This is a genomic window from Curtobacterium sp. MCBD17_008 (assembly GCF_003234475.1).
In the GTDB taxonomy this organism is placed as follows: domain Bacteria; phylum Actinomycetota; class Actinomycetes; order Actinomycetales; family Microbacteriaceae; genus Curtobacterium.
The window spans coordinates 12,369-32,798 of the sequence record NZ_QKTK01000023.1; the positions used below are offsets into that span (position 1 = coordinate 12,369).

Consider the following 20,430-nt stretch of genomic DNA (forward strand, 5'->3'; position numbering starts at 1 on the left):
CGGTCGATCCTACCGCCGCGTCCGTGGGCACCCGCCCGACCGTCGACCCCGGCGGTCGGACGGGGCGGACCACGATCCGCCCCGTCCGTGGCACTAGTGCTCTTCCGGTGCCTCCGCTGCGTCCCCGGGACCGCGTCGACGGACGAGCCACACGGTCGCACCGGTGCCGGTCAGCACGATCCCGGCCAGGCCCACCAGGCCGAGCCCCTGCGTTCCCGTGTAGGCGAGGGCACCCGGCTGCCGCGGTGCCGTCGCTCCGGGAGCACCACTCCCGTCGCCGGTGCCCGGCCCGTGCTGGTCCACCGGTCCGTCCGGCCGTCCGGCAGGTCCCGGCGTCGGGTCCGGGCGACCGGCGTCGCCCGGTCCACCCGTGTCACTCGGCCCGTCGGGGTCCCCCGGGCCGTCGGGACCGTCCGGCCCGTCGGGACCACCCGGGCCGTCCGGCTCGATCACCTCGATCGGCACCTCAGGCGACTCCTCGCCGCCGTCGGGGTCGGTCGGCGAGGTCGCCGTCGCGACGTTCACCACGTCGGAGCCGTCACCCGTGTAGCCGGCGTCCAGTCGGGCGCGGAACCGGAACGCGTGTTCCTGCCCGGGGGCGACGTCCCCGCCGCCGGTGCACGTCACACGCTGGCCGTCGGCCGTGCACGCGTCGTCCGACCCGACGAACGCAAGCTGCTCCGGCAGGTCGTCGACCGCGCCCACGTCGTGAGCGGTGGAGGGACCGCCGTTCCGTGCGGTGACCGTGTACTCGAGCTCGTCCCCGGGCTCGACGGGATGGTCCGGCGCGACGCTCTTGTCCGTCGTCATCTGGGCGACCGCCGTCACGGGCGCCGAGGCCCGTGACACGTTGTCAGCGGGTCGCGCGTCGAACAGCCCCGGGGCGATCGCCACGGTGGCCTCACTGTCGATCTGCCCGGTCGTGCCCGGGTCGAGCTGCCCGGACACCGTGAAGGTCGCGGCCGCTCCACGCCGCAGGCCGAGGGTCGTCGCGACGTCGCCGGTGCCCGAGGCGTCGGCACAGCTGGAGGGCGCGGGGACGCTGCACGTCCAGGTCACGTCGTGGAGCTCGTCCGGTACGTCGACGGCGACCGCGCTCGGGTCGGAGTCGTTCGCCCCCACGTTCGAGGCGGTGACCGTGTACGCGACCCGGTCGCCGGCGACGACGGGCGGCATGTCGTGCTCGATCCGGAGGTCGGCCGGCTGCGTCACCCGCAGTGCATCGATCTCGTGCACGCTCCGGAAGGATCCGGTGGCCGCCGTGAACCCGAGCCGGAGGGTGGGTGGGAGCGGAGCCTGGTCCGGCCCCTGCAGTTGGACGTGGTCGAGGACGGTGCGCATCCCGCCGTCCGCGGAGGCGAGTCGGACGGTCAGGGTCAGCCCGCCGTCCTCGGGCAGCAGCACCACGCGGACCTTCCGTGGTGTGGCGGTGCCGGTCGCGACGCCGCCCGGGACCTGCGCGTGCTGGACGAACCGGTACCCCGTCGTCCCGTTCCCGGACCCCCGGATGGTCACGGTGTCCGGCGTCCGACCGGGCCCGCTCTCATTGAAGGGCAGCGAGAAGTTGCCGTACTGGTCGAGGGCGACCCCCGCGAACGCCCCGGGGAGTCCGGGGAGGGTGCACTCGTGCGCTCCCTGGTTCGTCGCCGACCGGCAGGAGTACCCGAGCGCCGCGCCGTACGCGCCGACCCCGGGTGCGACCGCCCCGTCCGACAGGGACAGCAGCAGACCGTCGGCCCCCTGCTCGTACGGCGTGTACATGGCGTAGTCGAACTCGATGTCGAGCCCGAGGCTCGACGGGAAGGAGTCGTCCATCGCCCAGGCACCGGCAGCGTCGACGTCGGCATCGGTCAGGCGGAGGCGCCCGTCGACGATGTGGGCGTCGCCACTCAGGGTGCCCCCGTCAGCCGTGCTGAAGCCGGTCGACCAGGGGAACGGCAGGTCGTCCGCCGCTGCACCGCCGCCGACGCCGAGCGGCACCGTGCTGCCGACCGCGACGGCGACCGCGGTCCCGGCGATCCACCGCCGGAGTCCGCGGCGTGCGCGCGACGGACGGGACGAGCGCGGCCGCCGGGGCGGTCGGCTGCGGACGGCGGTGGGGGTGGGAGGCGGGCCGGAGCAGGTCGTGTCATGTGTCATGTCACGATCTTCGCGAGCCGGCTCCCCGCGCCTCCGGTCGGGGTGCCGCCCTGTGGATTGATGCCGCTCCCCTCCCAGGTGTGGAGGGGAGCCCGACCGCTACGCCACCCAGACCGTCGTGCCGCCGGGCAGTTCGTCGTCGCCCAGCGGGCCCGAGGTGACCACGACGGCTCCCTGGGGCATCGGGACCGGCTCCGTCCCGAAGTTCGTGTAGGACCGCCAGCCGTCGTGCCGGGCGAAGGCGACGACCTCCGGCGAGTCGGTCTCGAGCCACTCGAGCGCCTCACCCTGCTGCAGCCGGCGACGGGCGGACAGTGCCTCACGGTAGAACGACAGCGTCGACCCGGGCACCCGGTCCTCGGCCTCGACGCTGCTCGCGCCGAAGTCGGTCGGCTGCGGCAGGTGCGGAGCAGCGTCGCCGAAGCCGAACGAGGGCCCGGACTTCGTCCACGGGATCGGCACCCGGCAGCCGTCGCGGCCCTTCACGGTGTGCCCGGTGCGGATCCACTTCGGGTCCTGCAGCTGGTCGTGCGGGATCGCGGGCGCCTCGTGCAGCCCGAGCTCCTCGCCCTGGTAGACGTAGGACGAGCCGGGCAGCGCGAGCACGAGGAGCGTTGCCGCCCGGGCCCGACGGAGGCCGGCGGCGCGGTCGAGGGGCGGCGTCTCGCCGTCGGACATGAGCCAGGCGTCCGTGTCGGCGTCGTCGGGCAGGCCGTAGCGCGTGGCGTGGCGCACGACGTCGTGGTTCGAGAGCACCCACGTGCTCGAGCCACCGGAGGTCTCCGCGGCGTCGAGGTTCTGCTCGATGAGCGACCGGAACACGGCCGCCTCGAACGGTGCCTCGAGGAGGTCGAAGTTGAAGGCCTGACCGAGTTCGGTCGGTCGGGCGTAGAGGACACGGCGGGGGGCCGGGGACCACGCCTCGGCGATCGCGGCGCGCGGCGGGGCGTACTCGTCGAGGACCTTCCGCCACTCGGTGAAGATCGCGTGGACCTCGTCGCGGTCGTACAGCGGGTCGGAGCCGTCGAGGGGCAGGGCTTCACCGTTCGACGGCCGGTACGGCTCCGACAGGTCCTTCGCGAGCCCGTGCGCGACGTCCACGCGGAACCCGTCGACCCCGCGGTCGGACCAGAACCGGAGGGTGTCCTCGAAGTCCTGCCGCACCTCGGGGTTCGTCCAGTCCAGGTCGGGCTGCTCGGGAGCGAAGAGGTGCAGGTACCACTGGCCGTCCGGCACCCGCGTCCACGCGCTGCCGCCGAAGTTCGACACCCAGTCGCTCGGCGGCTGGTCCCCGTCCGGGCCGGATCCGTCCCGGAACACGTACCGGGCCCGTTCGGCGGACCCGGGGTCGGCCGCGAGCGCCGCCCGGAACCACGCGTGCTGGTCCGAGGTGTGGTTCGGCACGAGGTCGACGATGACGCGCAGGTCGTGCTCGTGCGCGGTGGAGATCAGCTCGTCGATCCCGTCGAGCGTCCCGAGCTTCGGGTCGACGTCCCGGTAGTCGGCGACGTCGTAGCCGCCGTCGGCGAGCGGTGACGGGTAGAAGGGCGACAGCCAGACGGCGTCGACACCGAGCTCGGCGAGGTACGGCACCCGGCTCGTCACACCCGCGATGTCGCCGATGCCGTCCGCGTCCGAGTCGGCGAAGCTCCGCGGGTAGACCTGGTAGACGACGGCCTGCCGCCACCAGTTCGGATCGGTGGTGCGGGGCGTGTCACTCGGCGTCTTCTTCACGTGGCCGACAGTACCGACGGCCCCTCCGCACGGCTCGGGCGGGCGGACACGCCGGAGGTCACCGCGGGGAATCCCGCGCTGGACGGATCGGTTGTCGCTTCAACCACCACGACCAGAAGGAACGCCATGACCCAGATCGTCGCCCTCGTCGGCAGCCTCCGCGCCGGCTCCACCAACCGCCAGCTCACCGAGGCCGCCGTCCAGCACGCACCGGAGGGCATCGAGCTCACGGTCTTCGACGGCATCGTCGACCTGCCCTTCTACAACGAGGACCTCGACGGCGACACCCCGCCCGCCGCGGCCGTCGCCTTCCGCGAGGCGGTCGCCGACGCCGACGGCCTGCTCCTCGTGACCCCGGAGTACAACGGGACGATGCCGGCGGTGCTGAAGAACGCCCTCGACTGGGCGTCGCGTCCGTTCGGTTCCTCGCCCATCTCCGGCAAGCCGGTCGCCGTCATCGGTTCCGCGTTCGGCCAGTACGGCGGGGTCTGGGCCCACGACGAGGCCCGCAAGGCCGCGGGCATCGCCGGCGCGAAGGTCCTGGAGGACGTCAAGGTCGCGATCCCGCAGTCGGTCGTCCGCTTCGCCGAGACCCACCCCCGTGAGGACGAGGAGGTCGTCGGTCTCGTCCGCGGCGCCCTGACCGCGCTCGCCGACGCGGCCGGCGAGCCGGTCGCGGCGTAGCCCGTCCGGTCGGAACGCGACCGGGGACGGACGGGAGGCGCGGTGCGAGCGAGCACCGAGCCTCCCGTCCGTCTGCTGGACGTCCGCCGCATCGCTAGACAGCCTCGCTACCAGACGGATTATCCTTTCGGGATGACCACGCAGGAGATCTCGGAGGCGTCCGGCTACTGGTTCCCGGACGACGACGCGACCCAGCGCGGTGTCGCCGTGTTGAACGCCCTCCGTCGCTACCGCGCCGCCGAGACCGCCATGCGTCGCCGCACGCGTGACTCGATGGGCATGGGCGAGACCGACCTGCTGGCCATCCGTCACCTGCTGCAGGCGCAGCGCTCCGGGCACGCCGTCAGCCCGAAGGACCTCTCCGCGTACCTGAAGATCTCGTCGGCGTCGACGACGATCCTGGTCGACCGACTCGTCAAGAGCGGGCACGTCCGGCGCGAGCCGCACCCGACCGACCGCCGCGGCCTCATCATCGTGCCGACGGTGGAGACCGACGCCGAGGTGCGCGCCACGCTCGGTGTCATGCACCGGCGCATGATGGGCATCGCCGAGGGACTCAGCGCGCAGGACGCCCGCGTCGTCGCGGTGTTCCTCGAGCAGATGCGCACCGCGGTCGACCAGGTCGACCCGCCCGTCGTCGCGCACTGACGTCCACCGGCGTCTCGACCGCGCCGTGACGCGCCCCGCCGCGCCGCGGGGGACGCCACCTCGACACCCACTGGGAACACGGGGGGAGCGAGCGGGTAGACCGGGATCGTCAACACCGCGAAGAAGGAGTCGTCACATGCACGCGTCGGACACGCTCGCCGCCAACCTCCAGAAGGTCCTCGTCGACCTGATCGACCTGCACCTGCAGGGCAAGCAGGCCCACTGGAACATCCTCGGCACCAACTTCCGCGACCTCCACCTGCAGCTCGACGAGATCGTCGAGGCCGCCCGTGAGTTCGCCGACGACATGGCGGAGCGCATGCGTGCGCTCTACGCCGTGCCGGACGGCCGTTCCGCGACCGTCGCGGCCGGTACCCACCTCGACCCGTTCCCGGACGGCGAGGTCCTCACGCACGACGCGATCGACCTGATCACGCTGCGCCTCTACCAGACCACCGCCACGATGCGTGACGTGCACGACGAGGTCGACGAGGAAGACCCGACGACCGCCGACCTGCTGCACGGCTTCATCGAGCGCCTCGAGCAGCTCGCGTGGATGGTCAGCGCCGAGAACCGCGCCCCCCGGACGCCCCTTGCGAGTGCGACGACCCCCGCGGTGGCTGAAGCTTCCGAGCACGAGTAAGCCCGGACCGGACGTGGACCTCGGGATCCAGGGCAAGACCGCTCTCGTCTTCGGTGGTGACTCCGGCATCGGCTGGAACACGGCGCGCATCCTCCTGGCGGAGGGTGCGACCGTCGTCGTCACCGACATCGACCAGAGCCGCCTCGACACGAGCGCGGACCAGCTCGAGGCGCCGCACGGCAAGCTGCACGCGTTCGCGGCCGACGTCCGCAGCGCCGACAGCCTGGCCGCGCTGCACGCGGAGGTGCGGGACGCCGTCGGCGAGATCGACATCCTCGTGCAGTCCTCGGGCGTCACGGGCGCACAGGGCATGTTCCACGAGATCGACGAGGCCGGCTGGCAGGAGACGCTGGACATCGACCTGATGGGGCCGGTCCGCATCACCCGCGAGTTCATCAGCGACCTGCGGAACGGCGGCTGGGGCAGGATCGTCTACCTGGTGTCCGAGGACGCCAGGCAGCCGTACGACGACGAACTGCCCTACTGTGCCGCCAAGGCGGGGGTGCTCTCGTTCGCGAAGGGCCTCTCGCGCTCCTACGCGCAGGAGGGGCTGCTCGTGAACACGGTCTCCCCCGCGTTCATCCACACCCCGATGACCGACGCCATGATGGACAAGCGGTCGAAGCAGCTCGGCACCTCGTTCGACGAGGCGATCTCGAGCTTCCTCGACGAAGAGCGTCCGTACATGGAACTGAAGCGCCGAGGTGAGCCGGAGGAGGTCGCCAACGTCGTGGCGTTCCTGTGCTCGGAGCTCGCCAGCTTCGTCAACGGGGCGGACTACCGCGTCGACTCCGGCTCGGTCGCGGCCATCTGACGGAGGACCCGTGACGCACCACCGACACCTCATCATCGGCGGCGGGATGGTCGCCGACTCCGCTGCCCGCGGCATCCGCGAGCTCGACCCCGACGGCACGATCGGGATCATCAGCGAGGACGTCGACCGCCCGTACGCCCGTCCGGCCCTGTCCAAGAAGCTCTGGACGGATCCGGACTTCAGCTGGGACGACGGGGTCGACCTGCACACCGAGGAGACCGGCGCCGAGTTCGTGCTCGGCACCAGGGTCGAGTCGATCGACCGCGCGGCGAAGACCGTGACGACCGCCGACGGGCAGACGATCGGCTACGACCGGCTGCTCCTGGCCACCGGCGGCGGTCCGCGGGACCTGCCCGGTCTCCGGCCGTCCGACCGGGTGCTCAGCTACCGCAGCGCCGCCGACTACCGGACACTCCGACGGCACGCCGATGCGGGTGCCTCCGTGGTCGTCGTCGGCGGCAGCTACATCGGGACCGAGATCGCCGCGGGCCTGGTGCAGAACGGTGCCCGCGTCACGCTCGTCACCCCCGACGACGTGCTCGGTGGTCACATGTTCCCGGCGGCACTGGCGGCCGTCTTCCAGCAGCGCTTCGTCGATGCCGGGGTGGAGGTCCGCACGGGCAGTCGGGTCACGTCGGGCGAGGAGACGGCCGACGGCGTCGTCCTGACCCTCGACGACGGCTCGACGGTGACCGCCGACGTCGCCGTCGCCGGCCTGGGCATCGATCCTGCCACGCAGCTCGCCGAGGACGCCGGCCTCGCCGTCGACGACGGCGTGCGCGTGTCCGCGACGCTCAGCACGGACGACCCCGCGGTGTATGCCGCCGGCGACGTCGCGTCCTACCCGGACCGGCTGCTCGGCACCCGCCGCGTCGAACACGTCGACAACGCGCAGCAGCAGGGTCGGCAGGCCGGTCGCAACCTGGCCGGAGCGGGCGAGCCGTACGAGCACACCCCGATGTTCTACTCCACCGTCTTCGACGTCCGGTACGAGGCCGTCGGCGTCGTGTCCTCCTCGCTCCGCACCGTCGAGGACTGGGCCGAACCACACGAGCGGGGCGTCGTCTACCACCTGGACGACGACGACCTGGTCGTCGGCGCGCTGCTCTGGAACGTGCCCGGCAAGACCGACGAGGCCCGCAAGGTGCTGGCCGAGGCGCATGCGCTGACACCGGACATGCTGCCCGGCACCATCACCGCCGACTGACCGGCGCGGCGCCACGGCCGGCCGGGAGGCCCGGAACCGGTCCCGCAGGGACCGGTTCCGGGCCTCCTGTGCGGACGGGGTCAGAAGGGTCGGCGGTCGCCGCCGCGCTCCGGGGCGACCGTCTCGACGACCGTCTCCCGTTCCTCCGGGTCGACCGGGACGCCGTCGCGGTCGGCCATCGCGACCGCGTGCGCGGACTTGGCTGCCTCCAGCCGCTCGTCGTCGCCCTTCGCCATCCCGACGAGTTCCATGAAGCGCGACTTCACGACGAGCCAGCGGTCGGTCGGGCCGAGGCGGTCGAGGTCGGACGCGGTGGAGTCGTCGCGGACGCGCTGCAGCGAGGAGACCCCGCGGTCCGGGAGCCGACCGTCGACGTGCGCGACGGCGAGGCGTGCGACGGCGTCCGCCTGGGCGTGCATCACCGAGTGCGCGCCCCCGACCACCTCGCGGAGGACCGCGTACGGCAGGGCACGCGCGAGCCGCCGCACCCAGGACCGCGGCACGAGTGCGTCGTGTTCGCCCCGGACGACCAGGGTCCGGGCCTGGACGTCGGCGGCACGCTCCTCGATCGGGTAGGCGATCATCTCGGGCAGGACCTTGCGGAACCAGTGCCACCCGCAGAGCGCGTACGCGGTGACCGCGTGCCACCGCACGGCGGACGGTTCGTGCACGGAGGACCGGAGGAACCGCAGCGCGGCTCTCCGCACCGACCGCGACGCCGGGTCGAGGACCGGGCTGATGAGCACCACGTCGGAGACGTCCGGGCGCCGGGCGGCGACCTCGGTGACGACCTGCGTGCCCATCGAGTGCCCGACCAGCACCGGGTCGTGCAGGCGGAGCTCGTCGATGACCGCCTCGACCGCGTCGGCGTAGCGCTCGATCGACACGGCACCGCGGAAGCGCGGGACCCCGGCGAACCCGGGCAGGTCCAGCGCGTGCACCGGGCCGTACTCGTTGAGGTGCGGCGCGAGCCGTTCGTAGTACGTCGACGCGATGCCGAGGCCGGCCACCAGGACGAAGGCCCGTTCCCCGGGTTCCCCGATCGAGCTGACGCGGACGTACGTGCCGTCGACGGCGATGCGGTCGACGCGCACCTCGACGTCGGCGTCCTCGGCGTGGGCGAGCTCCCCGGCCGGGTCCGGTGCCCCCGGTGGCACGGGGGTCCCCTGGTGCTGCTCGTCGTTCACTGACGCTCCTCGCGGTCGCTGGCGGTCGCCCAGGCTACCGCGAGCACCCCGCCGGGCGGCCCGACGCGCTGGGGTGCACCGGTCGCCGGTCGGTGCCCGGTGACCGGCCGCTCAGCCGGCGAAGGGGAACGCCGGGCGGCCGTGCACCCGTGTCGGCACCGCGAAGACGGACCCGGAGTGCGGCGCCTCAGCGAGCTGCTCGTCGGTCAGGTTCTCGCGTGCCGTGCCCACCAGCAGCAGGGACATGTCCGTCCCGCCGAAGGCGACCGAGGTCACGTTCGGTGCCGGGATCTCGACCGTCTCCAGGTGCGTGCCGTCGGGACCGTACCGCTCGACGCGGGACTCGCCGTAGATCGCGCCCCAGAAGCAGCCCTCGTCGTCACGGACCAGACCGTCGTGCGCCGCGCCGGCGATGAACGGCTCGAGGTCGCCGAGCTCCCCGTCCGGGCCGTACGCACCGCGGTAGACCGTGTCGGTGTCGGTGTCGGTGACGTACATCTCGGAGCCGTCGTCGTTCCACTCCATGCCGTTCGTGGTGCCGAAGCCGTCGCGGAGGACCCGGACCGTGCCGTCCGGCGAGAACGCGTACAGCACCCCGGCCGGCGGCCCGTCCGTCGGGTCCATGCTCCCGACCAGGAAGCGTCCGAACGGGTCGCACTTGCCCTCGTTGAAGCGCATCTCGTCGTTCGCGTGCTGCACGCCGGCGAGTTCGCGCTCGACGTGACCGTCCTGGTCCGTCAGCACCACGGTGTCGTCCTTCGCGGCGACGAACCCACCTGCTGCGCGGGGCTGGAACGACGGCAGCGGCGGGTCGAGCGTCACCGTGTGCAGCACGCGGCCCTCGGCGTCCGCGGTCGTCAGCGTGCCCTGCGGGATGTCCACCCAGCGGGCCACCTGCTGCCCGGGGTCCCACACGATGCTCTCGGCGAGGGTCGCCTGCACGTCGGAGAACACGCGGGCCGGGCCGGTGGTGGCGCTCGTCGTCATGCCGTCCGGTCTACCGGTCGCGCGGTGCCCGGCCGCTCAGACCGCAGTGCGTCCGTCCCGATCGCGCGGGACCGGGACGGACGGCGGTGCGGTCACCGCTCGGTGCAGGTCACTGCTCGGTGCGGGTCACTGCTCGGGCGCGGTCCGACGCAGGACGAGGAAGCGCGACCCGTAGGCGTCGATGCGCAGCGGGAAGCTGCACAGGTCGTCGACGGTGCCGAGCTCGCTGTGGTCCGTCGCGTCGACGACCGTCGCGCCGTGCGGGAGCGACTCCGACCGGATGGTGCCGTCGAGCGCCGTGTCGGTCATGTTGAGCACGGTGATCTGCACGATCGGCTCGCCCTGCTCGTCCGTCGACTCGAGTTCGTGGACCATGACGAGCATCCCGCGGTGCGCCACCTCGGGCACGTCCACCTGGCGGGCCGAGGCGATGCCGTACTCGGTCCGGACCCGCAGGAGTTCCCCGAGCCGGGACGCGAACGAGTCCGGCCGCTCGAGCTGCTCCGGCAGCGGACCGTACAGGGACCGGGCCAGCGGCATGCCGGACGCGGACCGCTCGGTGTCCGGGGCGACGCCGAGCAGGTCGTGCGCGCCGCGCTCGATCCACCGCGTGTCCCCCTCGGCGATCAGGTCGGTGACGAGTTCCTTCGGGAGGGTCAGCGACCCGAGCAGGTCCCACCCCGACATCGCGAAGACGCCCGGCTGCCAGGCGTTGAACGCCGCCAGCAGCAGGTGGGCGTCACGGATCTGCGGGACGTGCTCGTCGGTGATCGCGTCGAGCGTCGTGTGCCCCTGGGTCGCCGCGATGAGGGACGCCGTGGTGCAGGCGATGCCGTTCGTGGTGAACACGAGGTTGTAGTCGGCGGCGTCGCCCGTGAGCGCGTCCGTCAGGTCGGCCCGGATCCGCTCGGCGAGCGCGCCGCCGGTCGTGTCCTCGCCGTGGAACGTGTACACGTCGTCCTTGTGCAGCGTCGCCCAGTGCACGAGCTCGTACGTGAGCTCGTCGTGGTTCTGCATGCCGTGCACCAGACTGACCGGTTCCACGCCGAGTTCGAGCGAGGTGCGGAGCGTCAGGCGGAGGAACTCGGTGTCCCCGGTCGCGAGGGCGTGGTGGTACGCCGGACGGTTGATGAAGTCGTACGACAGGTCGGCGCCGACGGCCCCGGTGTCGCGGATGTCCTCGACCGTCAGGTTGAGCTCCTGGAACGTGAAGCCACCGACCTTGCGCACCATGCCCGCGATGACGTGGTTCGCCGCGTGCGACAGCGGGTGGCCCTCCGACCAGCCGGGGGCGCCCTCCGCGCTCTTCTCGACGCCGAGGAACCCGTTCGCGTCGAGACGGAGCGCGCTCGTGCCCAGGTCGCCCAGGGAGTGCAGGGCGTCGCCGATGACCAGACGCATGCCCGCGAAGGTGGGGTCGAGCCAGTTGACCGACGGCTGCCCCTCCTTGAAGTAGTGCAGGTACACCCAGCGGCGGGTGACGCCGTCGACGCCGACGACCGGCGCGGTGACGCTCCAGTTCGTCTCCTTGACGCCGGGCTGGTGGAAGATCACGCGCTGCAGCTCGCCGATGATGTAGCCGCGCTCGGCGAGGGCGGACTCGGTGGCGGAGTCGAGGTTCACCGAGTCGCGGTGCTCCGGCACGGTCGGGAGCAGGTGCCACTCCTCCGGCGGGATCTCGACCATGTGGTAGATGCCCGGGTAGTCCTTGAACGCCATCTCGGCCAGGCGGAAGTCCGCGCCCTTGCCGGTGTGTCCCGGGACGATGTCGTCGATGATGCTACCGCCGTGCTCCTCGGCGACGTCCGTCATCCGCTGGAACGTCTCCTCGTCCCCGAAGGTGGGGTCGATCTGCGTCCCGATCCGGTCGAAGTGGCCGTCGACGCTCGGGGTCTCCTGCCACCCGCGGATGCCACCGGCGCGCTTCACCGGTCCGGTGTGCACGCCGTTGATGCCGATGCGCTCGAACGCGGTCCAGAGCTCGGGGTCGGCGAGCGCCGTCAGGAACGACTCCCCCGGACGCGTGATGAGCGAGATCGGGTACGCGGTGAACCAGACGTCCGACGTCGACACGGCGCGCCGGGCGTCCGGACGGGCGTACGGGTTGCGCCACATGCTCGGCGACCCCGACAGCTGGCGGCTCAGGACGTCCGCGTCCTTGAGCATCGACTGGCGCACCAGCCACTCGATGTAGGCCGGGTTCTCGCCGTTGGCCGCACGCGGGTCCGAGAACCGCCGCTGCAGGCTGCCGCCGCGCAGGTTGGCGCGCGGCCGCAGTCGCCGGGGTCGGGCCGGGTACAGCTGCTCGTCGTAGGTGATCTCGGGGGCCGCCGGGGTCGTGTCCTCGTCGGTCACGTCCTCGTCGGTCACGTCCTCGTCGGTCGTGCCCTCGGCTGCCGTGCCCTGGTCGTCCGGAGTCCGGTCGACCGGGAACCGCGTACCGGTGACGTGCTCGTCGGCGACCTGCTCGTCGATCCGGGGTGCCTCGTCGTCCATGTCCACGTCTCCCACGCTAGTCATGCCTACCCGACGACGGTCGCCGGTTCGGCGGGTCAGCCGGCGCGGTCCGGCTCCGGGGCCGCACGGACGTCCCCGCTGTGTCGGCCCGCGGTGTGCCCACCATCCGTGAGGGCACCGCCCGTGTGCGGTCCGCCGGTGTGCGTCCCGCCGGTGCGCACGATCGGGACGGCGTCGCTGGTGCCGGTCCGCAGGGACTCCTGCCGGAGCTCCAGTTGCGTCACGGCGAGCGCCGCGAGGTCCCGCAGGTTCGCCATGTCGGCCTCGTCGGCGGTGCGGGGACGCGAGTCGAGCACCGCGAGCGTGCCGACCGTCGCGCCGTCGTGTCGGACGAGCGGCACGCTGACGTAGAACCGGATGCCGAGCGGGCCGGTGACGAGCGGGCTGTTCCGCATCTCCGGGTGGGTCGACCCGTCGGGGATCACCACGGGCACCGGCACCGGGGCGAACCCGTTCCGGAACGTGATGCTCCGCGCGGACTTGTCGACGCCGTCGGCCACGTACGACTGCGACCACTCCCGGTCCTCGTCGAGCACCTCGATGAGTGCGATGGGCGCGTCGAAGAGCCGCGCCGCCATCGCGGTCGTGCGCTGCAGGGCCTCCTCGGGCAGGACGTCGAGCGTCGTCGGACGCCCGTCGCCCTCGCCGGAGACCGAGCCGGACGCGGACACCGAGCCGGACGCGGGTGCCGCACCCGCCTCGGGACGACCGGGAGCGGAGTCCGCCGCGGCCACGTCCGCCGGTTCGTCGCTCGCGGTGTCGGTGAGCACGACGTGTCGGAGCAACGCGACGAGCTCGCCACCGACCGGTCGGGCCGCCGGGTCCTGCGCCGTCATCGCCGCGAGCGCCTGCTTCCAGTGCTCGGGCAGCGGCTCCGGCACGATCGGGTCACGCGAGAGCCGTGCGAGCGCGGACTCGACGAGCGAGCCGGGGAACTCCCGCCGCCGGGTGAAGCACTGCAGCAGCACCAGTCCGAGCGAGTACACGTCGCTGGCCGGACCGACGTCCGCGCCCCGGGCCTGCTCCGGACTCAGGTAGGCCGCCGTGCCCGTCGTGACGCCGTCCGCGGTGAGCCGCTCGACGCCGGCCGCGAGCGCGATCCCGAAGTCGGTGAGCCGTGCCCGTGCCCGGTCGGACCCGTTGCCGTAGTCGACGAGCAGGATGTTCGACGGCTTGATGTCACGGTGCACGACGCCCTGCGCGTGGATGTAGTCGAGCGCCTCGGCCATGTCGTAGCCGATCTCGGCGATGTGCCGCGAGGCGAGCGGCCCGAGGGACAGCCGGTCCTCGAGGTCCTGGCCGTGCACGAGCGCCATCACGATGAACCGCTGCAGCGATCCGTTCTGGTCCTCGACGACGCCTGCGTCGAGGAGGCTGACGAGGTTGTGGTGGTCGAGGGACGCCAGGACGCCCTGCTCGGCCTCCTGCCGCGCGATGTCGACGATGCCAGGGTGGAAGAGCTTCACGGCGACCGGTCGGTCCAGGCTCTCGTCCCACGCGCGGTGCACGACCGACATGCCACCCCGACCGATCACCTGCTCCAGGCGGTACCGGCCTGCCAGGAGCGGGGCGGCCTCCTGGTGTCCCTCCGTCGGAACCATGCTTCCTCGTCTTCGATGTGGGCGAGCCGCGACCGGTGGTCACGGGCACAGGCGACGCGCGACGTGCCACCGCGATGCATCATCGCATCGCTGGGGCCGCGGTGTCCGCGACCATCCCGTGCGCGCGGTCAGATCCGCGCGTAGCGGGCACGGAAGAAGCTGTAGACGCCGAACGCGGCGAACCCGAGCCCGACCACGACGAGGACGACGGACCCGCCCGGCATCGACCGCAGCGCGTCGAACGCCCCGTCGAGCCCGCTCGCCTGCTCCGGGTCGCTGCGGAACGCGGCCACCGCGACGAGCACGCCGACGATGACGACCGCGACCCCCTTGGCGACGTACCCGAGGGTCGCGAGCACGGCCACCGGTCGACGGACGGACCGCGGCTGGGGCCGGAGGTGCTTCTTCCAGGACCCCCGCACCCCGATCACGACGAGTCCCACCCCGATGGCGATCGCGACCGCGGCGACGACGAGCAGGAGCACGACACCGCCCGGCGTCGCGAGCGCGGTCGCGGCGGCGCTCGTCGTCGACCCGGACGAGCTCTTCCCGGCGCCGACCGCGTAGCTGGCGGACGAGTACGTGATGACGCCGTAGACCACGGCCTTGCCGACGTTCTTCCCCCGGTTCACCCAGGCACGCGCGTCGTCCGTGCGACCGCCGACCACGGCCTCGACCAGGAGTCGGATGGTCAGCGCCGCGGTGCCGACGGCGACGAGCCAGAGGAGCACGACACCACCCGGGACCGAGGCCAGCTGCGCCAGGGCACCGGACTGGTCGGTGTCGCCGGACTCCGATCCCTGCGCACCGCTGCCGGCCGAGGCGTTCCCGACACCGAGCAGCACCGCGAGGTACCCGATGAGCAGGTGCACGACACCGCTGCCGACGAACCCGGCACGGGCCGTCGTCTCGAACCACCTGCTGTCGGCGGCGCGGCGCGCCTGTCGTCCGGTCTCACGGGCGGCGTCCTGGGCTGCGTCGGTCACCCCACGAGTCTGCCCGCCCGGACGGGGGCTGTCCGGACCGACGGGCGTCGCGCCGATCCGGACGGGAGGCCCGTGGCGGGCTCGCCACGGGCCTCCCGTCCGTCGCCGCCCGGTCACTCCCCCTTGACGTTGACGATCTGCCGCAGCGTGTGCCGGACCGTGACGAGGTCGGCGGCGTCCGCCATCACCTGGTCGATCGGCTTGTACGCGGCCGGGATCTCGTCGAGGAACGCGTCGGTGTCCCGGTACTCGATGCCGGTCATCGCCTCGCGGAGCTGCTCGTGCGTGAACGTCCGCCGTGCCGCTGACCGCGAGTACGACCGGCCGGCCCCGTGCGGTGACGACTCGAGCGACCGCTTGTCACCCCGCCCCTCGACGACGTATGACGCCGTGCCCATCGAGCCGGGGATGAGCCCGGGCTGGCCCGCCGTCGCCTGGATCGCGCCCTTGCGGGAGACCCACACGGACTTCCCCCAGTACGTCTCGCGCTGCGTGAAGTTGTGGTGGCAGTTGATCCGCTCGACCTCCTGCACGGCCGTGCCGACGACCTCGGCGAGCTGGCGGACGACGCGGTCCATCATCTCCTCGCGGTTGAGGAGCGCGAAGTGCTGGGCCCAGCGCAGCTCGGCGATGTACCGGTCGAACTCCGGAGTGCCCTCGACGAGGTAGGCGAGGTCGGGGTCCGGCAGCTCGATCCACCAGCGCTGCATGGCCTCCTTCGCGACGGCGATGTGCCGCTGCGCGATCCGGTTGCCGACGCCTCGCGAGCCGGAGTGCAGGAACAGCCAGACGCGGTCCTCCTCGTCGAGCGACACCTCGATGAAGTGGTTGCCCGACCCGAGGGTGCCGAGCTGGTTCCGCCAACCGGCGAGCGAGTCGGCGGGGTCGAAGTCGGCCTCCACCGCGAGCGCCTCGAGCGCGGCGATGCGCGGCACGGCCGTGTCGACGATCGTCCGGTTCGTCGCTCCGGCGGAGAGCGGGACCGCCCGCTCGATCGCCTGCCGGAGCGGTCGGAGGTCCTCGGGCAGGTCGGCGCGGGAGAACTGCGTCCGGACCGCGATCATCCCGCAGCCGATGTCCACGCCGACGGCTGCGGGCATGACCGCACCGAGGGTGGGGATGACCGACCCGACGGTGGCACCGAGGCCGAGGTGTGCGTCGGGCATGAGCGCGAGGTGCGGGTACACGAAGGGCATCCGCGACGTCGTGCGGGCCTGCTGCTCGGTGCGTTCCTCGAGCATCGAGGCCCAGGAGAGGAGGCGGTCCGTGATCTTCTGCATGGTCGTGTGTCCCTGTCGGACGGCGTCGGAGCGACGGTCCACCCGTCCGGGCGGAACCGAGTAACGTACCGCGTGACGAGCCCTGCGCGCAAGGGTGCACGACGGCGGCCCCACCACCGGCCGCCCGGGGTACGTGGGGTGCGCGGGGCACGCTGAGCCGCGGCGGGCACGATGGGACCATGCCGGAACGGACACGAGACACACCCGACGCCAGCGACAACGAGGAGCGCACCGACGGCTACGTGCCGCTGCGGTCCTACGGCGCCATCGGTGACGGCCGGACCGTGGCCCTCATCGCCCGCGACGGCCGGATCGACTGGCTCCCGATCCCGTCGATGGACTCGCCGCCGGTGTTCGCGAGCATCGTCGACGCCGAACACGGCGGGCACATCGCCCTCCGTCCGGTGGACGACGACGCCGAAGCCTCCCGTCAGTACCTGCCTGGGACGAACGTCCTCGTCACGACCTGGACGACCTCCGAGGGGAAGGCGACCGTGACCGACGCGATGGTGACCGGTGTCGCCGGTCGTCTGCCCTGGGCCGAGATCGGCCGTTGCGTGGAGGGCGTCGAGGGGTCGGTCGAGATGGAGTGGGCGGTCGTACCCGGGACACTGCTCGACACGGCCGAGCCGGAGCGTCTGGACACCGGCAACGGAACCGTGATCGGCATCGACGGCGTCACGATCGCGATCGTCGAGCAGGGCTTCGAACCGGTGCACGACGACGGGCCGCGCTTCTCCGGTCGCTTCCACACGAGCGAGGGATCGAAGTCGATCCTGACGGTCGTCGGCACGCACGACGAACCGATCTTCCTGCCGGACCCGGAGCGCAGCCTCGAGGGCGTGGACCGCACGATCGCGAACTGGTCGGCGTGGTCGGAGGAGTTCGACTACGACGGCCCGTGGGCTGAAGCGGTCCAGCGGAGCGCTCTCACGCTGAAGCTGCTCATCTTCGCGCCGACGGGCGCGATCGCGGCCGCGCCGACCACGAGCCTCCCCGAGGACCGCACCGGCGGGAAGAACTGGGACTACCGCTTCGCCTGGGTCCGCGACCTCGCGTACACGGTGCACGCGCTCACCCGGTTCGGGCTGCGCGAGGAGACACACGCCGCCGTGTCGTGGGTGATGCGCACCATCGCCGAGCACGACGAGACCATGCCGATCTTCTACGGCCTGGACGGCTCGAAGACCGACGAGGTCGAGGAGCGCACCGTCCCGGGGTGGAACGGCATCGGGCCGGTCACGGTGGGCAACCGCGCGGGCGACCAGCTGCAGCTCGGCGTGTGGGGCGACGTCTTCGCGATCATGCAGCAGTACGTGCGCGCCGGCAACGTCCTCGACCGGAAGACCGCATCGGTGCTGCAGGACCTGGCCGACGACGCGTGTCATCGCTGGGTCGAACCGGACTCGGGCATGTGGGAGCTCGAGGACGCGCAGCACTACGTGACGAGCAAGATCGGCTGCTGGCAGGCCCTCGACGCGGCCGTCGAGCTGCACGACGCCGGGATGATCGACGGCCCGCGTGGGAAGTGGATCGAGAACCGCGAGCTCATCGAGCAGTGGGTGTCCGAGAAGGGGTGGGACGAGGAGCGCGGTCACTACGTGATGTACCCGGGCAGCGACGCCCTCGACACCTCGATCCTGCTGCACGCCATGAGCGGGTTCGACCGGGGGCCTCGCATGGAGTCGACGATCCGGGCGATCGAGGAGCAGCTGCAGCGCGGTCCGCTCGTCTACCGCTACTCGGGGATCGAGGACGAGGAGTCACCCTTCGTCGCGTGCTCGTTCTGGCTCGCGGCCGCGATGGCCTGCGTCGGCCGCACCGACGACGCGCGGGCGCTGATGGACGAGATGGTCGACCAGGCGAACGACGTCGGGCTGTTCAGCGAGATGCTCAGCGAGGGCGGGGCGTTCATGGGCAACATCCCGCAGGGGCTGTCCCACCTGGCGCTCATCCAGGCGGCGCTGACGATCGAGGAGGTCGCGGCCGACCACTGACCGCGACCGGGCGGCGCTCACCCGAGCGTGATCGCGACGAGCCCGCCGATGCCGAGCAGGTAGAGCACGACGACGAGGAACGAGTCGACGCCCATCCCGATGACCCGACGCTGCGGCCGGAACACGAGTCCGACGGCGTAGACGAGCGTCAGCAGTGCCGCGAGCGCCGTCAGGTACACGTCGCTCGCGTTCGCCTGCGGCAGCACCGCCTTGCCGGAGAGCACGGTGGCCACCAGGAAGAGGACGGGCAGGAACGCGTTCCCGCCGAAGATGTCCGAGACCGCCAGGTTGTCGTCGCCCTGTCTGACCGCCTGGAGGCCCGTGGAGATCTCCGGCAGGCTCGTCGCCAGGGCGAGGACGGTGGCGCCGAACAGCACGCCGGAGAGCCCGATCTGGCTGGACGCCGCGTCACCGGCCCGCTCGAGCACGACACCGGCGACGAGGGTCGCGAGCGCCGAGACGGTGAAGACGACGGCGGCCTTCCGGGTGCTCATCGGCGGGGTGTCCGGCTTGCGGGTCCGGTGACCGGACGCGTGCGGGCTCGCGTCCGGGGCGTGACCGCTCTCGTGCCACGGGAGTCCCTTGCCGGCGCGCTGCACGAGGAACAGCCCGGCGATCCAGATGAGGGCGATGAGCACGACGTCCGGGGTGAGCCGCGCGACGACCAGGTCCGGCGGCAGCTGACTCCCGGCGATGACGACGGCGAGGACCGCCACGACGACGATCGCTTCGAGCACCAGGGTCAGCGAGGCCGCCCGGTACGTGATCGGCTTGACGCCCTTCCCGCGCTTGCCGAAGGCGTCGAGCACGGCGATGACGACCGTCTGGATCGCGATGCCGCCGAGGATGTTGCCGGCGGCCACCTCGATCGACCCGGAGAGCCCGGCGCTGACGGTGATGGCGATCTCGGGCAGGTTCGTCGCGACGGCCAGGACGATGAGTCCGCCGAGCGCGCTGCCGAGGTGCAGCCGGGCGTCGAGCACGTCGGTGGTCTTCGACAGTTGGATGCCGGCGACCCAGATGACGGCCGCGCCAGCGACGAAGACCAGACAGAGCAACCAGAGGGGCAGGGATTCCACCTCTGCGACCCTGGACCGCCGCGTCCGTCTTGTCCGAGTCCTGCGTCCATCGGCTCCTCGTCCTGTCCGCGGACGGCGGCTGAGGGTGGCAGTCGGTGGTGGGGCGCATCATGGTCCGACGATGAACGACGTCGATGCCCGGATGGACCGCCTGCGGAAGGCCGCGCGGTACCGCTACCAGCAGCTCGTGGACGCCGAGGTCGAGCGGGGCTCGCTCGACCCGGACGAGGTCCGCGCCGAGCGTGAGGAACGTCGACTGCTCAAGGCCGCCGACGTCGCCGCGCACGCGCGTGCCCAGATCGCCGAGGCCGAACGGCGCGGCGTCTTCGAGGGGAACCCGTACCACGGCAAGCCGCTCCCCGGGCTCGGTGAGCAACACGACCCGAACTGGTGGATCAAGGCGAAGATCGAGCGCGAGGACATCCGCGGGATCGCCCCGCCCGCCCTGGCCCTGCGCACCGAGGACGCCGAACTCGACGACCACCTCGACGCGCTGTCGGCCGAGTCCGACGTGCGGGACGTCCTGGTCGACTTCAACGCCCGGGTGAAGGAGGCCCGCCGTCAGCTGCTCGGCGGCCCGCCCGTGGTCACCCCGATGCGGGACGTCGAGGCAGAGGTCGTCGCGTGGAAGGACCGCCGGGAGGCCCGGTTCGCGGCCGACGCGGTCGCTGCGGCCGAGCGGGCGGCCGGTTCCCGGCCCACCCGCTGGTGGCGTCGACGCGGCTGACCCCGGGCGTCTGGTTCCGGGGACGCGAGAACGCCGCCCCGCGGTGTGCGGGACGGCGTTCTGGTGGTGCGTCAGATGGGGTGGTGCGGGGGTGTTACTTGATCTGGGCGGTGATGGTGGCGGTGCCGACGAGCAGGCCGCGCTTGACGGCGTCGGTCTTGAAGGTCTGGTTCAGCAGGTCCGCGGCGTCCTGGGAGATG

At 72.2% G+C, this 20,430-nt stretch carries 16 protein-coding genes; 7 read left to right on the forward strand and 9 right to left on the reverse strand.

What is annotated here, in order from left to right; all coding sequences use genetic code 11:
* Window positions 1-93: 93 nt before the first annotated feature.
* Both DEI95_RS15740 and DEI95_RS15745 read right to left on the reverse strand, forming a co-directional pair.
* Window positions 94-2,139, reverse strand: a complete 2,046-nt coding sequence (locus DEI95_RS15740) for a DUF11 domain-containing protein (RefSeq protein WP_111060826.1) — start codon at window positions 2,137-2,139, stop codon at window positions 94-96.
* Between the two features lie 99 nt (window positions 2,140-2,238).
* The gene (locus DEI95_RS15745) at window positions 2,239-3,873 is read right to left on the reverse strand and encodes a glycoside hydrolase family 13 protein (protein ID WP_111060827.1); all 1,635 of its coding nucleotides are present in this window, start codon (window positions 3,871-3,873) and stop codon (window positions 2,239-2,241) included.
* Between the two features lie 126 nt (window positions 3,874-3,999).
* Here DEI95_RS15745 and DEI95_RS15750 point away from each other — a divergent pair, with 126 nt between their 5' ends.
* The 5 genes from DEI95_RS15750 (at window position 4,000) to DEI95_RS15770 (ending at window position 7,869) form a co-directional block, all read left to right on the forward strand.
* Window positions 4,000-4,557, forward strand: coding sequence for an NADPH-dependent FMN reductase (locus DEI95_RS15750; protein ID WP_110823095.1), 558 nt, complete (start codon window positions 4,000-4,002; stop codon window positions 4,555-4,557).
* Between the two features lie 132 nt (window positions 4,558-4,689).
* Window positions 4,690-5,205 carry a MarR family winged helix-turn-helix transcriptional regulator gene (locus DEI95_RS15755; RefSeq protein WP_111060828.1) on the forward strand — a complete coding sequence of 172 codons (516 nt, stop codon included), beginning with the start codon at window positions 4,690-4,692 and terminating at the stop codon, window positions 5,203-5,205.
* Window positions 5,206-5,341: 136 nt separating this feature from the next.
* Window positions 5,342-5,848 carry a Dps family protein gene (locus DEI95_RS15760; protein WP_110823091.1) on the forward strand — a complete coding sequence of 169 codons (507 nt, stop codon included), beginning with the start codon at window positions 5,342-5,344 and terminating at the stop codon, window positions 5,846-5,848.
* Window positions 5,849-5,861: 13 nt separating this feature from the next.
* Window positions 5,862-6,662, forward strand: coding sequence for an SDR family NAD(P)-dependent oxidoreductase (locus tag DEI95_RS15765; RefSeq protein ID WP_111060829.1), 801 nt, complete (start codon window positions 5,862-5,864; stop codon window positions 6,660-6,662).
* A 10-nt stretch (window positions 6,663-6,672) separates the two neighbouring features.
* Window positions 6,673-7,869, forward strand: coding sequence for an NAD(P)/FAD-dependent oxidoreductase (locus tag DEI95_RS15770; RefSeq protein WP_111060830.1), 1,197 nt, complete (start codon window positions 6,673-6,675; stop codon window positions 7,867-7,869).
* Window positions 7,870-7,949: 80 nt separating this feature from the next.
* Here the strand turns inward: DEI95_RS15770 and DEI95_RS15775 are convergent, their stop codons facing one another.
* The 6 genes from DEI95_RS15775 to DEI95_RS15800 all read right to left on the reverse strand — a co-directional run bounded on the left by DEI95_RS15775 (window position 7,950) and on the right by DEI95_RS15800 (window position 16,427).
* Entirely contained in the window at window positions 7,950-9,056 is a 1,107-nt protein-coding gene (locus DEI95_RS15775; protein ID WP_181436408.1) for an alpha/beta fold hydrolase, read from the reverse strand.
* Between the two features lie 111 nt (window positions 9,057-9,167).
* Entirely contained in the window at window positions 9,168-10,043 is an 876-nt protein-coding gene (locus tag DEI95_RS15780) for an SMP-30/gluconolactonase/LRE family protein (RefSeq protein WP_110823082.1), read from the reverse strand.
* Window positions 10,044-10,169: 126 nt separating this feature from the next.
* On the reverse strand, window positions 10,170-12,413 hold the full coding sequence (gene treS / locus DEI95_RS15785) for a maltose alpha-D-glucosyltransferase (RefSeq protein ID WP_375342329.1): 2,244 nt from the start codon (window positions 12,411-12,413) through the stop codon (window positions 10,170-10,172).
* Between the two features lie 182 nt (window positions 12,414-12,595).
* Complete coding sequence (locus DEI95_RS15790; protein WP_111060833.1) at window positions 12,596-14,161, reverse strand: GAF domain-containing serine/threonine-protein kinase; 1,566 nt, start codon at window positions 14,159-14,161, stop codon at window positions 12,596-12,598.
* Between the two features lie 128 nt (window positions 14,162-14,289).
* A complete protein-coding gene (locus DEI95_RS15795) occupies window positions 14,290-15,147 on the reverse strand; it encodes a DUF1206 domain-containing protein (RefSeq protein WP_181436410.1) in 858 nt (285 codons plus the stop codon).
* Between the two features lie 113 nt (window positions 15,148-15,260).
* Window positions 15,261-16,427, reverse strand: coding sequence for an RtcB family protein (locus tag DEI95_RS15800; RefSeq protein ID WP_111060841.1), 1,167 nt, complete (start codon window positions 16,425-16,427; stop codon window positions 15,261-15,263).
* A gap of 179 nt (window positions 16,428-16,606) precedes the next feature.
* Between DEI95_RS15800 and DEI95_RS15805 the strand changes: the two genes are divergently transcribed.
* The gene (locus DEI95_RS15805; RefSeq protein ID WP_110823076.1) at window positions 16,607-18,424 is read left to right on the forward strand and encodes a glycoside hydrolase family 15 protein; all 1,818 of its coding nucleotides are present in this window, start codon (window positions 16,607-16,609) and stop codon (window positions 18,422-18,424) included.
* Between the two features lie 17 nt (window positions 18,425-18,441).
* Here DEI95_RS15805 and DEI95_RS15810 read toward each other — a convergent pair whose 3' ends face one another.
* Window positions 18,442-19,503, reverse strand: coding sequence for a sodium:calcium antiporter (locus DEI95_RS15810; protein WP_111060835.1), 1,062 nt, complete (start codon window positions 19,501-19,503; stop codon window positions 18,442-18,444).
* A 121-nt stretch (window positions 19,504-19,624) separates the two neighbouring features.
* On the opposite strand from DEI95_RS15810, the gene DEI95_RS15815 reads away from it, so the two are divergent.
* The gene (locus tag DEI95_RS15815) at window positions 19,625-20,230 is read left to right on the forward strand and encodes a DUF1992 domain-containing protein (RefSeq protein ID WP_111060836.1); all 606 of its coding nucleotides are present in this window, start codon (window positions 19,625-19,627) and stop codon (window positions 20,228-20,230) included.
* The last annotated feature ends 200 nt before the right edge of the window (window positions 20,231-20,430 follow it).